The sequence below is a fragment of the Pseudomonas sp. GW822-FHT03F04 genome, from assembly GCF_058801405.1.
Genome location: NZ_JBXANF010000001.1, coordinates 267,198 through 282,473, shown reverse-complemented (window position 1 = coordinate 282,473; position 15,276 = coordinate 267,198). Strand labels below are relative to the sequence as shown.

Sequence of the window (15,276 nt, the reverse complement as noted above, 5' to 3'; positions counted from 1 at the left end):
TAACCGCTGTGGCGCTTATCGGGGTAAGCGCGGCTCTGGTATCCTCGCCGGCATGACTAAATCACTCCCCCTCAGCCTGATCGCAGCCCTCGGTGAAAACCGCGTGATCGGCGTCGACAACAGCATGCCCTGGCACCTGCCGGGGGACTTCAAATACTTCAAGGCCACGACGCTCGGCAAGCCGATCATCATGGGCCGCAAGACCTGGGATTCGCTGGGTCGTCCGTTGCCGGGCCGTTTGAATATCGTGGTCAGCCGTCAGGCCGATCTGGTGCTGGAAGGGGCGGAAGTCTATCCGTCGCTGGAAGCTGCCGTGGTTCGCGCCGAAGAGTGGGCGAAAGAGCAGGGCGTCGACGAATTGATGCTGATTGGCGGGGCGCAACTGTATGCGCAGGGGCTGGCGCAGGCGGATCGTCTGTATCTGACCCGTGTGGCACTGAGCCCGGAAGGCGATGCGTGGTTTCCGGAGTTCGATCTGAACCAGTGGAAACTGGTGTCGAACGTGCCGAATCCGGCTGAAGGCGACAAACCGGCTTACAACTTCGAAGTCTGGGAAAAAGCCTGAATCTGTAGCGAGGGAGCACGCTCCCTCGCTACAACGTCAATCAAGCCTGAGCAAGCTCCGCATGCTCATCGGCATCCAGCAGGGCCTTGTCGGTCTGCTGCATCACCTGGCTGGTAATCGCGCCAGCGGTGATCGAACCACTCACGTTCAACGCCGTACGACCCATGTCGATCAGCGGCTCGACCGAAATCAGCAACGCCACCAGCGAAACCGGCAAGCCCATGGCCGGCAGCACGATCAGTGCCGCGAAAGTCGCACCGCCACCCACGCCCGCCACACCGGCCGAACTCAAGGTCACGATCGCCACCAGCGTCGCGATCCACAGCGGATCCAGCGGGTTGATGCCGACCGTTGGCGCAACCATCACCGCCAACATTGCCGGGTACAGACCGGCGCAGCCGTTCTGGCCGATGGTCGCACCGAACGATGCGGCGAAGCTGGCAACCGATTGCGGAATGCCCAGACGACGGGTCTGCGCTTCGATGCTCAGCGGGATGCTCGCGGCGCTGGAGCGACTGGTGAACGCGAAGGTCAGCACCGGCCAGATCTTGCGGAAGAAGCGCAGCGGGTTGATCCCGGCCGCCGACACCAGCAGACCGTGTACCACGAACATCAGGCCCAGACCGAGGTACGACACCACCACAAAACTGCCGAGTTTGATGATGTCCTGCAGGTTGGAACCGGCAACGACTTTGGTCATCAGCGCCAGCACGCCGTACGGGGTCAGCTTCATCACCAGACGCACCAGACGCATCACCCAGGCTTGCAGGGTGTCGATGGCGTTGATCACTTTCTGACCTTTTTCGATGTCATCCTTGAGCAGTTGCAGCGCGGCAACCCCAAGGAATGCGGCGAAAATCACCACGCTGATGATCGAGGTCGGCTTGGCCCGCGCCAGGTCGGCGAACGGGTTCTGCGGGATGAACGACAGCAGCAGTTGCGGCACATTCAGGTCGGCGACCTTGCCGGCGTAGTCGGTCTGAATGGTTTGCAGACGGGCCATTTCCTGAGTGCCGGCGACCAGGCCTTCGGCGGTCAGGCCGAACAGATTGGTCAAGCCGATGCCGATCAGCGCCGCAATCGCGGTGGTGAACAGCAGTGTGCCGATGGTCAGGAAGCTGATCTTGCCCAGCGACGAAGCGTTGTGCAGGCGGGCCACGGCGCTGAGGATCGAGGCGAACACCAGCGGGATCACGATCATTTGCAGCAGTTGCACGTAACCGTTGCCGACCAGATCGAACCAGCCGATCGAGGCTTTCAGCACCGGGTTGCCGGCACCGTAAATCGTGTGCAGCGCGACGCCGAATGCCACGCCCAGCACCAGCGCGAGCAGGACTTTTTTCGCCAGGCTCCACGAGGTGTGGCGGGTTTGTGCCAGACCGAAGAGCAGGGCGAGGAACACCAGCAAGTTGAGAATCAGGGGCAGATTCATGAGGACTCCAGAAAAGACTGTGCCAACAACCTTCCGGGGCTGTTGCGAACCGGCAAGCCTAACAGTTTGATTTCCAATGAATTAATACCGAAATCGAAGGTCGTCCGTCGTTTTTGGAATAAGCGTGTGTCGCTCTCGGGGATGCAACTGGCGCGGAAGGGACGCGGACGGTCGCTGACAGACGAGGACTGTCACATTTATTTGTTAGCGTCGATTTCTTTGACTCAGGGAGAAGTGTCCATGAAGTTTGCACCGAAATTTCTGGCTGTCGCGCTGACTGTGGGGATGGGCCTGGCCACTCAGGCGTTCGCCACCGACCTGAAACACTGGCCGGCGGATCAGGCCAAGGCGCTGGACGCGATGATCGCCGCCAACGCCAACAAGGGTAACTACGCGGTGTTCGACATGGACAACACCAGCTACCGCTACGACCTCGAAGAGTCGTTGCTGCCGTTCATGGAAAACAAGGGCCTGATCACCCGCGACAAACTCGACCCCTCCCTGAAACTGATGCCGTTCAAGGACACCGCCGACCACAAGGAAAGTCTGTTCAGCTACTACTACCGCCTCTGCGAAGTCGACGACATGGTCTGCTATCCATGGGTCGCGCAGGTGTTCTCCGGTTTCACCCTCAAGGAACTCAAGGGCTACGTCGATGAGCTGATGGCCTCGGGCAAACCGGTGCCGGCAACGTATTACGATGGCGATGTGGTGAAGAACCTCGACGTCCAGCCGCCGAAAGTCTTCGCCGGTCAGGCCGAGCTTTACAACAAGCTGATGGAGAACGGCATCGAGGTCTATGTGATGACCGCCGCCTCCGAAGAACTGGTGCGGATGGTCGCGGCCGATCCGAAGTACGGCTACAACGTCAAACCGCAGAACGTGATCGGTGTATCGCTGCTGCTCAAGGACCCGAAAACCGGCGAACTGACCACAGCACGCAAGCAGATCACCGCCGGCAAGTATGACGAGAAGGCCAACCTTGGCCTGGAACTGACGCCTTATCTGTGGACACCTGCAACCTGGATGGCCGGCAAGCACGCGGCGATCCTGACCTACATCGACGAATGGAAAAAACCGGTGCTGGTGGGCGGTGACACCCCGAGCAGCGACGGCTACATGCTGTTCCACAGCGTTGACGTGGCCAAGGGCGGCATTCACTTGTGGGTCAACCGCAAGGACAAGTACATGACCCAGCTCAACGGCATGATGGCCAAACACGCAGCGGCGCAGGCGAAGGAAGGTTTGCCGGTGACCGCGGACAAGAACTGGGTGATCGTGAAGCCGGAAGAGATTCAGTAATCCTCAAGGCAAAAAAATGCCCCGCACTTGGCGGGGCATTTTTATGCGCGACGGTTAAGTATCACTGCCCGTCGAGCATCGCCTTGTTACGCACCGCACCCTTGTCGGCGCTGGTCGCCAGCAGGGCGTAGGCCTTGAGGGCGGTGGTCACTTTGCGTGGACGTATTTCCACCGGTTTCCAGCCCTTCTTGTCCTGCTCGACCCGGCGTGCAGCCAGTTCTTCGTCGCTGATCAACAGGTTGATCGAGCGGTTCGGAATGTCGATCAGCACCTTGTCACCGTCCTGTACCAGACCGATCGCGCCGCCGGCTGCAGCTTCTGGCGAAGCGTGGCCGATGGACAGGCCGGAGGTGCCGCCGGAGAAACGGCCATCGGTCAGCAGGGCGCAGGCTTTGCCCAGGCCTTTGGATTTCAGGTACGACGTCGGGTAGAGCATTTCCTGCATGCCCGGGCCGCCTTTCGGGCCTTCGTAGCGAATGATGACGATGTCGCCTTCCTTCACTTCGTCGGCGAGGATGCCGCGCACGGCGCTGTCCTGGCTTTCGAAGATCTTCGCGTTGCCTTCGAAGACGTGGATCGACTCATCGACGCCGGCGGTTTTCACCACGCAGCCGTCCAGGGCGATGTTGCCGTACAGCACGGCCAGGCCGCCTTCTTTCGAATAGGCGTGCTCGAAGCTGCGGATGCAGCCGTTTTCACGGTCGTCGTCCAGGGTTTCCCAACGGGTCGACTGGCTGAACGCTGTTTGCGTCGGAATGCCTGCCGGGCCGGCCTTGAAGAAATGATGCACGGCTTCATCGTCGGTCTGGGTGATGTCCCACTTGGCGATGGCTTCTTCCATGCTGCGGCTGTGCACGGTCGGCAGGTCGGTGTGCAGCAGGCCGCCACGGGCCAGCGAACCGAGGATGCTGAAGATGCCGCCGGCGCGGTGCACGTCTTCCATGTGGTACTTCTGGATGTTCGGCGCGACTTTGCACAGTTGTGGCACTACGCGCGACAGGCGATCGATGTCGCGCAGGTCGAACGCAATCTCGGCTTCCTGGGCAGCGGCCAGCAGGTGCAGGATGGTGTTGGTCGAGCCGCCCATGGCGATGTCGAGCATCATCGCGTTCTCAAACGCCTTGAAGTTGGCGATGTTGCGCGGCAGTACCGACTCGTCGTTCTCGCCGTAGTAGCGTTTGCACAGTTCGACGATGGTACGGCCGGCCTGCAGGAACAGCTGTTCGCGGTCACTGTGGGTGGCGAGGGTCGAACCGTTGCCCGGCAATGCGAGGCCCAGGGCTTCGGTCAGGCAGTTCATCGAGTTGGCGGTGAACATGCCGGAGCACGAACCGCAGGTCGGGCAGGCGCTGCGCTCGTACTCGGCAACCTTCTCGTCAGAAGCGCTGGAGTCGGCGGCGATGACCATGGCGTCGACGAGGTCGAGACCGTGGCTGGCCAGTTTGGTCTTGCCGGCTTCCATCGGGCCGCCGGAGACGAAGATCACCGGAATGTTCAGGCGCAGGGCGGCCATCAGCATGCCCGGGGTGATCTTGTCGCAGTTCGAGATGCAGACGATGGCGTCGGCGCAGTGGGCGTTGACCATGTACTCGACGGAGTCGGCGATGATCTCGCGGCTCGGCAGCGAATAGAGCATGCCGTCGTGGCCCATGGCGATGCCGTCGTCCACGGCGATGGTGTTGAATTCTTTCGCCACGCCACCGGCGCGTTCAATTTCACGGGCAACCAGTTGGCCCAGGTCCTTCAGGTGAACGTGGCCCGGTACGAACTGGGTGAAGGAGTTGGCAATCGCGATGATCGGCTTCTTGAAGTCGTCATCTTTCATCCCGGTGGCGCGCCACAGTGCGCGGGCGCCGGCCATGTTGCGGCCGTGGGTGGATGTTTTCGAACGGTAATCTGGCATGGAGCACTCCGGGCGGCTAATCACTTACTAATCAGGTGCAAAAGGGGAGTGAGCTTCTATTGACGTCTGGAACACTCAGAAATGGCCGTGTGTCCTGAAGTTGCCGATGACGTTGCGGGATCGCCGCTGGTCTCAGCCTGAGCTCATAAACCCGCCGGGGATGAATGGCGATGAATCTCGCGATTCTACACCGCTGGCGTCAGGAGGGAATGGCGCAAAACGTTGTTCCAGCGCTGACGCCCCGTGCGGAATGACGACTGGCAGGTTTAATCGCCGCCCGGCTGTGCGATGGCACCGGTTTGCAGGATTCTGGCGCGACGGCTGATCCGGTTGTTCAAGGCGAGCGCCACACCACTGAGCAAGACAAAGCTGTAGCCCAGGGTGGATTGCAGGTTGGTCGGGCTCAGACTGATCAAGGCACTGATCAAGCCGCCGCAGATGAAAATGATCGTGCTGCCGGCCGAAGCCGAGGTGCCGGCGATGTCCGGAAACAGGCTCATGGCCCGTGAGGTGGCGGCCGGTCGGGCGATGGTGGTGCCGGCGGTGCAGATCAGCATCGGGATCAGCACTGTCGCCGGAGCCAGTGCAAAGCTCGACGACAGGTACAGCATGGTCACACCGGCGAACAGGATCAGGCTCAAACCGACGACCATCTGCTGGCCGCTGGTGATGCGCCTGCTCAGCACGCTGGCGAGGATGCCCCCGGTGACGTACGCCGCACCGTAGATCAGCAGGATCAAGGAAAATTCGTAGGCGGTCAATTGCAGCCGGTCCATGAAGATCAGCGGCGAGATCACGATGAATGAAAAGTGGCAGGCGAACGCGAATGCCGAAATCAGCCAGTAGCCGACGAAGTCGAAATCCCCCAGCACCCGACGGTAGGCCTTGAGGAAGTGTGTACGTGTGCCGCTGGTGGTCGGTCGGCTGTTTTCCAGAAACAGACAGGCCTTGAGCAATACCACGGCGGATAATGCGATGAACACCCAGAAGCTGCCACGCCAACCCAACGTTGCCTGCATGAAAGTCCCTGCCAGCGGTGATACCGAGATGAAAATCCCGCCGGCGGTGACCATCAGGATTCGCAGGCGATCACGTTCCTCGCCTTCGAACAGATCCTGGACCAACGCCTGGGACAGCACGAAGCAACCGCAACCCAGCGCCTGAACGACCCGGAATATCAGGAACAGCGAATAGTCCGAGGTCATCACACACCCGAGGGCGCCGAGCATTGAAACGCTCATGCCGGCGAGCAGCAGGCCCTTGCGCCCGATCACATCCGAAAGCGGCCCGATCAGCAACTGGGCGAAGGCGATGCCGACGGCGAACAGGCTGATGGACAGCGCGATGTCCGCCGGCGTGCGGCGAAAGTGTTCGGCCAGTGCCGGGAACGAAGGCAGCAGGACATCCAGCGGAAATACACCCAGCAACACCATCGCCAGCAACAGGCTGACGGCCCCGCGACGTTGTCGGGTCGTCACCCCGGGTTTTCCTTTATCCATCGATCAATCCTGCCTTGGCGAAAAGTATCTGGTTTTGAGGTTCAGTGAAAAATCCGGCTTTCTTCAGTGCATTCAACGTGGCGACGCTGCCTGCCCGTGCGCGCGATCGGGTGGCTTGCACCGTTACCAGCTTGCCGAGTATCTCCGTCACGACGCTGTCTGCGATCCCGGCGTTGTACAGGCTTTGCCGCAGCCACGGTTCATCGATTTCGAAGAAGATCCCGAGGATCTCAAGCAGGGTGGCGGCGGCGAACGTTCGTTGTTGCGCGCCCAGGTGCAGCCAGAGGTAGTGGAACACTTCAGTGAAGTAGCGACTGTGGCGCGCTTCGTCCGCGAGGTGATCGCGCAGCATGTCGTTGACCCCGGACACCAGGCTGTCCCGGCAGACGTCGAGCAGTTCCCGGGCAATGATGGTTTCCGAGACGAAGCCGAGCAGGAACCCTGTCAGCGGTCGCTGCTCTTGAGGGGTTCTGGCGATCAGCCCGTTCATCCGCGTGATGCGCCTGGGCATCACCGGGCGCCCGGTGATGGCGTAGAACCCGGCGATCTGTTCCGCGACCTGATGGGAAAACAGGGCGTGGTAGCCCTCATCGGTGTAGAGCTGCAGTGCAGCGGTTTTCATGGAGGGCGGAACATCGACCGGCAGTTCGCCGTGGACGATGACTTCCACGGCGCGATTGACGATGCGGTGTTCAAGCAACGTGGTGTAGTCGAGAAAATGCACCAGATGACTGGCCGTGAGCCGATGCACTACCGAACGGCCCGCCGCTTCGATGGCCGGGTGGGCAAGATAGGGCAGAAATGCCGGCGGGAACCAATGACGGGTTTCCAGTTGTTGCGCGATGTCAGCCGGCAAGCGGTAATCGTGGGCGCTGGTACGCACCGAAGCGCGGGTGTTCCAGTCGCCTAGTGAAAACTCGAAGGCCGGGGCTTGGGAGAGAAGGCTCATGCTTGCGACTCACGCAGCAGGTCGCGCATTTCCTGGCACATCGCCTGACCGTCGCTTTCGCCGCAACCGACAAAGAACAGCGGTTGCTCGGTACCGTTCTCCAGTTGCAGCAATGTGTCGACCTGATCGTCGGCGAATGCACCTGTCAGCCAGGTGTTCATGCCTAGCGCGGTGGCGGCCAGTTGAAACGTCTGTGAAAGATGCCCGGCCTCGACGAACGCCATTCGGTAGGCGCGCGAGTGGGGATACTTCCACCAGAGCCTGTCGAAACGGGCGGTGATGAACAGGCCCAGTGGCAGGTTGTTGATGAAGTGCTGGCCTCCCAGCAGATTGCCCAGCGCTGTGTCGGGCGACGGGTTGATCAGGCTCAAGGCGTGTTCGGTCGGGTGATAGGCATATACGCCAGATGCCAGTCCTTCGACGTTCTGGATCAGCAGGTAACCTTCGCAGGCATTGAGCCCGCCACCGGAAGGGCTGCTGCGGCGGGCGTCGAGTCCTTCGGCGATGCTGTCGTCGCAATCGCCTTCGCGCTCGTGCAGATAGCCGAGAGTCAGGTACAGCAAGGAGCCGACATCACTCAGCCGAACGGCTGAACCGGTGAAGGACCGGCAGGTTTTTCGCCGGGTCAGGGCGTTCGACAGACTGTCGTCATTCAATGTCGACGGCGCGGGGAGAGCGATGCGTCTGCCTGGGGGGCGCTCAGCCGTGTCATCGGCCGGGGGCGAGGAGGCGAGCACTTCGTTGCAATGTTCCAGGTATTGTCTGGCCCATTCATGAATGTTTTTCGGAATGTATTCGCAGGGAATGTTGCGGGTGCCGATGTGATAAATCTTCGACAGTTCATCCCAGCCCCATATGGGGTTGTTTATTGTCGATGTTGTCAGTATTCCGGCATTGAGTAACTGTGTATCTATGATGTTGTCGTTGTCGTACAGCTCGGGGTTGTGGATTAGTTGTGCCAGGCGAGATGAATAGTCCAGATCGAGTTCATGTTGCGTGTGATCTTTATAGTTCCAGACTATTTGTCCTGGCGTGCGCGGCAATATGAATAGATAGGGATTTATTTGCATGTTAAGGCAAGGCTCTCTGGATAGGTCATCAAAGACGCTGGGTAGCCGGCAATACCCAGCGCCGCCTTACTTATCGGGTTTTAGGTGCAACCAGAAAAGCCAGGTTTGCGATTTTGCGGGATTCCAGAGTAATTGCTTTCATGTTTGAACTCCTTGTTCATTGATGCTTCGTTGTTTGTTGAGTGTCACCTCGTGGTGACGACTTAATAATAGTTTGTAATGGATTAATCGCAAGCGGATATTAAGTAGGAATATTCCAGTAATTTTGTCGGAGTGATCTTCCGCTTGAAAAGGTCTTGTAAGTTAGATATTGGTAAATGATGGATGTAAGGAAATGTCCTGCACGCTGACCGGACGATAAATGTAGGAAAGCCAATAACGGAAGGCAAAAAGAAGGGGAGCCCGTTGGCTCCCCTTCTTTTATGCATCGATACCGTTAGCTGTTGGGCAGCAGACGGCAGGTGATGCTCTTGATGTAGCGGGTTTCCGGAATGGCCGGGTGCACCGGGTGATCCGGGCCCTGACCACCACGCTCCAGCAGCTGGATGTTGCGGTCCAGGTGGCGGGCGCTGGTCAGCAGGATGTTCTGCAGATCGTCTTCCGGCAGGTGCATCGAGCACGAAGCGCTGAACAGGATGCCGTCCTTGTTGAGCAGGCGCATGGCTTGCTCGTTCAGGCGGCGGTAGGCGCCTTCACCGTTTTTCATGTCCTTCTTGCGTTTGATGAACGCAGGCGGGTCGGCAACGATCACGTCGAAGCGCTCTTCGCTGGCCTTGAGTTCCTTCAGGGCTTCGAAGACGTCGCCTTCGATGCAGGTCATCTTGTCGGCGAAGCCGTTCAGCGCGGCGTTGCGCTCAACACCGTCGAGGGCGAAGCCCGAGGCGTCGACGCAGAACACTTCGCTGGCGCCGAATGCGGCAGCCTGCACACCCCAGCCACCGATGTAGCTGTAGAGGTCCAGCACGCGTTTGCCTTTGGCGTAAGGGGCCAGGCGCGCGCGGTTCATGCGGTGGTCGTAGAACCAGCCGGTTTTCTGGCCCTGAATCACCGGGGCTTCGAATTTCACGCCGTTCTCTTCCAGCGCCACCCACTCCGGCACCAGGCCGAACACGGTTTCGGTGTAGCGCTCGAGGCCTTCGGCATCACGGGCGGCGGAATCGTTCTTGAACAGGATGCCGCTTGGCTTGAGCACTTGGGTCAGCGCCGCGATCACGTCATCTTTATGCGCTTCCATGGTCGCCGAAGCGATCTGCACCACGAGGATGTCGCCGAAACGGTCGACCACCAGACCCGGCAGCAGGTCGGAATCACCGTAGACCAGACGATAGAACGGCTTGTCGAACAGGCGATCGCGCAGGGACAGGGCCACGTTCAGGCGATGCACCAGCAGCGACTTGTCCAGCGGCAGCTTGATGTCGCGCGACAGCAGGCGGGCGCAGATCAGGTTGTTCGGGCTCATGGCGACGATGCCCAGCGGCTTGCCGCCGGCGGCTTCGAGGGTCGCCTGGTCGCCGGCCTTGAAGCCGTGCAACGGGGTCGCGGCCACGTCGATTTCGTTGCTGTAGATCCACAGGTGACCGGCGCGCAGGCGACGGTCGGCGTTGGCTTTGAGGCGCAAGCTAGGCAGGGACATGACGTCGCTCCGGAAAAAAGAGCGGGAGTATACCGTGTTGCGCTGCACGCGGGTTCGGTGCTGGACATGTGGCGCGCAAGCCCGGCCTGTCAGCGGATGAAGGCAGAATTGGCCAAATGGTCTTGAATGAAAGTTTCCGTCGATCTGCCCCCGATGTGTCGTTCGTCGGTTTTTAGGGGTTAGAATCGCCGCCTGTCCCAGAGTGTGTACTTATGTCCCAAGAGCTGACCACCGAACAGATTCAACAGTCCCTGCAAGGCATCAGCGTGCCTGCGCAACCGCAGATCATGGTGGATCTGCAAATGGAGCAGTACATGCCCGACCCGGACCTGGAGACGATCGCCAAGCTGATCTCCCAGGACCCCGGCCTGTCCGGCTCTCTGTTGAAAATCGTCAATTCGCCGTATTACGGCCTGAGCAACAAGATCACTTCGATCAAGCGCGCGGTGAACCTGCTGGGCAGTCGTTCGATCATCAACCTGATCAACGCGATGTCGATCAAGGGCGAGATGAACGATGACACCATCGTCACCCTGAACCGCTTCTGGGATACCGCCCAGGACGTGGCCATGACCTGCCTGACCCTGGCCAAGCGCGTCGGCACCGAGGCGAGCGACGAGGCCTACGCATTGGGCCTGTTCCATGACTGCGGCGTGCCGCTGATGCTCCAGCGTTTCCCGGATTACATGAAGACACTCGAAGAGGCCTATGCCAACGCGGGTGCCGAACGCCGGGTTGTGGACACCGAGAACGATGTCTACAACACCAATCACTCGGTGGTCGGTTACTACACCGCCAAGTCCTGGCGCCTGCCGGAACACGTCAGCGCGGCCATCGCCAACCACCACAATGCGATGGCGATCTTCAGCGACGAGACTTCACGCAACAGCCAGATGAAAAACCTGCTGGCGATCCTGAAAATGGCCGAGCACATCTGCGCGTCGTATCGGGTGCTGGGCAACCAGACCGAAGACTTCGAATGGCAGGCCGTCGGGCCGCTGGTGCTCGAATACATCGGCCTCTCGGATTACGACTTCGAAACGTTGAAGCAGACGATCCGCGAACTTGGCGCACATTGATTTAGCAAACTGATTCGAGACACCCATGCCTGAATTGCCGGAAGTCGAAACCACCCGCCGCGGCATCGCCCCGCACCTGGAAGGCCAGCGCGTCAGCCGGGTGATCGTGCGTGACCGGCGGCTGCGCTGGCCGATTCCCGAAGACCTCGATGTGCGCCTGTCCGGGCAGCGCATCGTGCTGGTCGAGCGGCGCGCCAAGTATCTGCTGATCAACGCCGAGGTCGGCACACTGATCAGCCACTTGGGCATGTCGGGCAATCTGCGGCTGGTTGAAGTCGGGTTGCCGGCGGCCAAACACGAGCATGTCGACATCGAGCTGGAATCCGGCCTGGCCCTGCGTTACACCGATCCGCGGCGCTTCGGCGCGATGCTCTGGAGCACCGACCCACTCAATCACGAATTGCTGATTCGCCTGGGCCCGGAGCCGTTGACCGATCTGTTTGATGGCGAGCGTCTCTATCAGTTGTCACGCGGGCGGTCGATGGCGGTCAAACCGTTCATCATGGATAACGCAGTGGTGGTGGGCGTCGGCAACATTTACGCGACGGAAGCGCTGTTCGCCGCCGGTATCGATCCGCGTCGCGAAGCCAAGGGCATTTCCCGGGCGCGCTATCTGAAGCTGGCAATCGAGATCAAGCGCATCCTCGCCGCCGCCATCGAACGTGGCGGCACCACGTTGCGTGATTTCATCGGTGGCGATGGGCAGCCGGGGTATTTCCAGCAGGAACTGTTTGTCTACGGGCGTGGTAACGAGCACTGCAAAGTCTGCGGCACCGGTCTGCGGGAAGTGAAACTGGGTCAGCGTGCCAGCGTCTTCTGTCCGCGCTGCCAAAGCTGAGCGCAAAAGCTGAAAAAGTCCTACGGTCTATAGTGAGTTGTCTCACTGTTCAGCCCGAAGGATCGTGCCATGAAATCCTCGCAAGCCCTGTTTCTCGCACTGCTGCTGTGTTCCGGCCTGACCGTTCATGCCACGGAAGGCGGCAGCGGTGACCCGCGATACGCCATCCAGAATCCACCGGCCTACGCCATGATTGGCGATCTGCTGATTGCCCGCCCCTTGCTGGTGGCGGCGACGGTGATCGGGGCGGGGGCGTTTGTGGTGTCGCTGCCGTTTACCGCACTGGGTGGCGGCGTCGGCGATGCGGGGGAGGCGCTGGTGGTGGCACCGGCGAAAGCGGCGTTCGTGCGCTGCCTGGGCTGTACCGGGGAAGGATTCGAGCAGCGTGAATGACGCGATCGCAGCCTGGCGCTGCGATCGGGGTCAGAGGCTCAAGCCTTGCCGGTAATCTTGCGGTACTTCTCCATCAACTGTTCTTCAGTCTCCGGATGGGCTTCGTCCAGTGGAATGCAATCCACCGGGCAGACCTGCTGGCACTGCGGCTCGTCGTAGTGGCCGACGCACTGGGTGCAGAGGTTCGGGTCGATCACGTAGATCTCTTCGCCCTGGGAAATGGCGGCGTTCGGGCACTCAGGTTCGCAGACGTCGCAGTTGATGCAATCGTCGGTGATGATCAGGGACATGCTAACTCCAGCCGGGGCGGGGAGCCCGGGCGCTATGAATCAATGCGCGCAATTGTGCCGCATTGGCGCCCGCAGTGCACGCGGGCGCCGTTTGAACGGTCGTTACTTCTTGAAGCGCAGGGTCAGGGCGTCAGCCACCGCCGGGTGGACGAACTTGCTGATATCGCCGCCCAGGGCTGCAATTTCCCGCACCAGCGTCGAGGAAATGAACGAATAACGCTCGGACGGGGTGAGGAACAGGCTCTCCACATCCGGTGCCAGTTGGCGGTTCATGTTGGCCAGCTGGAATTCGTATTCGAAGTCCGACACCGCGCGCAAACCACGCAGGAACACGTTGGCGTTCTGCTCTTTGGCGAAATGCGCCAGCAGCGTCGAGAAGCCGACCACTTCCACGTTCGGCAGGTGTTTGGTGACCTCGCGAGCCAGCTCGACCCGTTGTTCCAGCGGGAACAGCGGATTCTTCTTGGGGCTGGCGGCGACGGCGATGATCACATGGTCGAACAGGCGCGAGGCGCGTTCGACCAGATCGCCATGGCCCTTGGTAATAGGGTCGAAGGTACCTGGGTACAACACTCGGTTCATCGCGTCGTCCTGGCGGGAATCCGTTGGGGAGTCGGATGGTATCGCAGCCGTCCCGGTCGGCCAAGTCGCCTTTTGGGTAAGAAAGCACTATAGACGGTACGAATCTTCGGCTTTTTCACGGGTTTCTCAACCGTTCGCCGAGGGATGTCGCCAGTTGCGCCGTCAGACCATATACCGACAGCTGCGGGTTGGCGCCGATGCTGGTGGGGAACAGCGAGCCGTCATGAATCGACAGATTGCGCAGTTGATGATGCCGGCCAAGGCTATCGGTGACGGCGGTTTTCGGGTCTTCGCCCATTGCACAACCGCCCATGACGTGGGCGCTGCCCAGGCGTGTGCGGTACAGCTCAAGGCTCAAGCCGTCGATCATTTTGCGTGCCTCGGCCAGACTGTTCACATAGCGCGCATCGGCGTGCATCGGCATCACCGCTTTGGCGCCACCGGCGAACTGGATTTCGGCCATGACGTGGAAGGCCCGGCGCAAACCGTCCCAGGCGTAGGACGACACCTGATAATCGAGCACCGGCGAGCCGTCGCCACGCAATTCGACACTGCCGCCCTGGCTGTCCTGATGAAAGCCGTCACGCAGCAACGCCAGCATGGCGTGGGTATGGGGCAGGTCGGCCATGTGCTGCGCGTTTTCCTGGCCGAAGCCGCCGAGCAGGGTGGCGGCCAGCGCCGGGTGCAGCGGCGGCACTTCGAGTTTGAAGGCCATCGGCCCGGTGGTGCCGTCCTTCCACTGGAAGTGGTCGGAGTAGATCGACTGCGGCGCGCCATAAAACGGGTTGATGACCTCGTCGAAGCGCCCGGCGGACATGTTCACCGGGTGCAGAAAGGTGCGTTTGCCGAGGCGCTGATGGGGATCCGGCGCATCCGAGCGCAGTAGCAGGGCAGGGCTGTTGATCCCGCCGCCGGCCAGCACGTAATGGCGGGCCTTGACCGTGATCTTGCGCCCGGTCGGCTCGACGCAGCGTTCGTCCATCGCCACGCATTGCAGTCCGGTCACTTTGTCGCCGCTGATCAACAGCTTCTCGGCACGGGCCAGATAAAGCAGTTCACCGCCCTTTTCCAGGGTCGCCGGAATGGTCGTGACCATCATCGATTGTTTGGCGTTGGTCGGGCAGCCCATGCCGCAATAACCCAGATTCCAGCAGCCGCGCACGTTGCGCGGGATCACGTGCCAGCTGTAGCCCAGTTGTTCGCAGCCTTTGCGGATTACGTCGTTGTTGGCGTTGGGCGGGATCATCCATGGCGCTACGCCGAGGCGCTGCTCCATTTTTTCGAACCACGGCGCCATGTCGGCGGGGCTGTGGCCTTTGACGTTGTGTTCTTTAGCCCAGTGTTCGAGGGTCGGCTCGGGGGTTCGGAAGCTCGATGTCCAGTTGATCAGGGTGGTGCCGCCGACCGCGCGACCCTGAAGGATGGTGATCGCGCCGTCCTTGCTCATGCGGCCGATGCCTTCCTGATAGAGGCTGCTGTAGGCCTTGTCTTCCAGCATCTTGAAGTCGCTGCTGGTCTTGAGCGGACCTTCTTCGATCAGCAGCACTTTATAACCGGCGGCGCTGAGGATTTCCGCCGTGGTGCCGCCGCCGGCACCGCTGCCGATGATGGCCACGTCGGCTTCCAGAGTCAGGTCGTCGGTCAGTTGTGCGCCGTTGTAGGTTTTCCAGCCACGGGCAAGGCCTTCGCGAAACGGGTCAGGTACGGGCATCAATCAGGCTCTCTTATTATTTTTCGGAGG

Annotated in this window: 14 protein-coding genes; 5 read left to right on the top strand and 9 right to left on the bottom strand. The window is 60.6% G+C overall.

The window, feature by feature from the left end; all coding sequences use genetic code 11:
- The first annotated feature begins 52 nt into the window (after positions 1–52).
- Positions 53–565, top strand: coding sequence for a dihydrofolate reductase (locus AC1RMX_RS01295; protein ID WP_096817529.1), 513 nt, complete (start codon positions 53–55; stop codon positions 563–565).
- Between the two features lie 40 nt (positions 566–605).
- Here AC1RMX_RS01295 and AC1RMX_RS01290 read toward each other — a convergent pair whose 3' ends face one another.
- Positions 606–1,997 carry an L-cystine transporter gene (locus AC1RMX_RS01290; protein WP_096817531.1) on the bottom strand — a complete coding sequence of 464 codons (1,392 nt, stop codon included), beginning with the start codon at positions 1,995–1,997 and terminating at the stop codon, positions 606–608.
- 240 nt (positions 1,998–2,237) lie between these two features.
- On the opposite strand from AC1RMX_RS01290, the gene AC1RMX_RS01285 reads away from it, so the two are divergent.
- Positions 2,238–3,299, top strand: a complete 1,062-nt coding sequence (locus AC1RMX_RS01285) for an HAD family hydrolase (protein ID WP_096817534.1) — start codon at positions 2,238–2,240, stop codon at positions 3,297–3,299.
- A gap of 61 nt (positions 3,300–3,360) precedes the next feature.
- Here the strand turns inward: AC1RMX_RS01285 and ilvD are convergent, their stop codons facing one another.
- The 5 genes from ilvD to AC1RMX_RS01260 all read right to left on the bottom strand — a co-directional run bounded on the left by ilvD (position 3,361) and on the right by AC1RMX_RS01260 (position 10,353).
- A complete protein-coding gene (gene ilvD, locus AC1RMX_RS01280) occupies positions 3,361–5,202 on the bottom strand; it encodes a dihydroxy-acid dehydratase (protein ID WP_493070151.1) in 1,842 nt (613 codons plus the stop codon).
- A gap of 266 nt (positions 5,203–5,468) precedes the next feature.
- Positions 5,469–6,701 (bottom strand): MFS transporter, encoded by a 1,233-nt coding sequence (locus tag AC1RMX_RS01275; protein ID WP_493070149.1) that lies wholly within the window; start codon positions 6,699–6,701, stop codon positions 5,469–5,471.
- A complete protein-coding gene (locus AC1RMX_RS01270) occupies positions 6,694–7,650 on the bottom strand; it encodes a diiron oxygenase (RefSeq protein WP_096817541.1) in 957 nt (318 codons plus the stop codon). The genes AC1RMX_RS01275 and AC1RMX_RS01270 overlap by 8 nt, the downstream gene beginning before the upstream one ends.
- A complete protein-coding gene (locus AC1RMX_RS01265; protein ID WP_493070147.1) occupies positions 7,647–8,720 on the bottom strand; it encodes a SagB family peptide dehydrogenase in 1,074 nt (357 codons plus the stop codon). Before AC1RMX_RS01265 ends, AC1RMX_RS01270 begins: the two co-directional genes overlap by 4 nt.
- Positions 8,721–9,156: 436 nt before the next feature.
- On the bottom strand, positions 9,157–10,353 hold the full coding sequence (locus tag AC1RMX_RS01260) for a class I SAM-dependent rRNA methyltransferase (RefSeq protein ID WP_493070145.1): 1,197 nt from the start codon (positions 10,351–10,353) through the stop codon (positions 9,157–9,159).
- A 266-nt stretch (positions 10,354–10,619) separates the two neighbouring features.
- On the opposite strand from AC1RMX_RS01260, the gene AC1RMX_RS01255 reads away from it, so the two are divergent.
- From AC1RMX_RS01255 to AC1RMX_RS01245, 3 genes are all read left to right on the top strand, one after another.
- Positions 10,620–11,432, top strand: coding sequence for an HDOD domain-containing protein (locus AC1RMX_RS01255; RefSeq protein WP_173861305.1), 813 nt, complete (start codon positions 10,620–10,622; stop codon positions 11,430–11,432).
- Between the two features lie 25 nt (positions 11,433–11,457).
- A complete protein-coding gene (gene mutM, locus AC1RMX_RS01250; protein WP_192559222.1) occupies positions 11,458–12,270 on the top strand; it encodes a bifunctional DNA-formamidopyrimidine glycosylase/DNA-(apurinic or apyrimidinic site) lyase in 813 nt (270 codons plus the stop codon).
- 69 nt (positions 12,271–12,339) lie between these two features.
- Positions 12,340–12,663, top strand: coding sequence for a multidrug transporter (locus AC1RMX_RS01245; protein WP_102619681.1), 324 nt, complete (start codon positions 12,340–12,342; stop codon positions 12,661–12,663).
- Positions 12,664–12,701: 38 nt separating this feature from the next.
- Here the strand turns inward: AC1RMX_RS01245 and AC1RMX_RS01240 are convergent, their stop codons facing one another.
- The 3 genes from AC1RMX_RS01240 to AC1RMX_RS01230 form a co-directional block, all read right to left on the bottom strand.
- Positions 12,702–12,953, bottom strand: a complete 252-nt coding sequence (locus AC1RMX_RS01240; RefSeq protein WP_003195146.1) for a YfhL family 4Fe-4S dicluster ferredoxin — start codon at positions 12,951–12,953, stop codon at positions 12,702–12,704.
- Positions 12,954–13,055: 102 nt separating this feature from the next.
- The gene (gene coaD / locus AC1RMX_RS01235) at positions 13,056–13,535 is read right to left on the bottom strand and encodes a pantetheine-phosphate adenylyltransferase (protein WP_003229157.1); all 480 of its coding nucleotides are present in this window, start codon (positions 13,533–13,535) and stop codon (positions 13,056–13,058) included.
- A gap of 115 nt (positions 13,536–13,650) precedes the next feature.
- Entirely contained in the window at positions 13,651–15,246 is a 1,596-nt protein-coding gene (locus AC1RMX_RS01230) for a GMC family oxidoreductase (protein ID WP_493070143.1), read from the bottom strand.
- Positions 15,247–15,276: the final 30 nt, after the last annotated feature.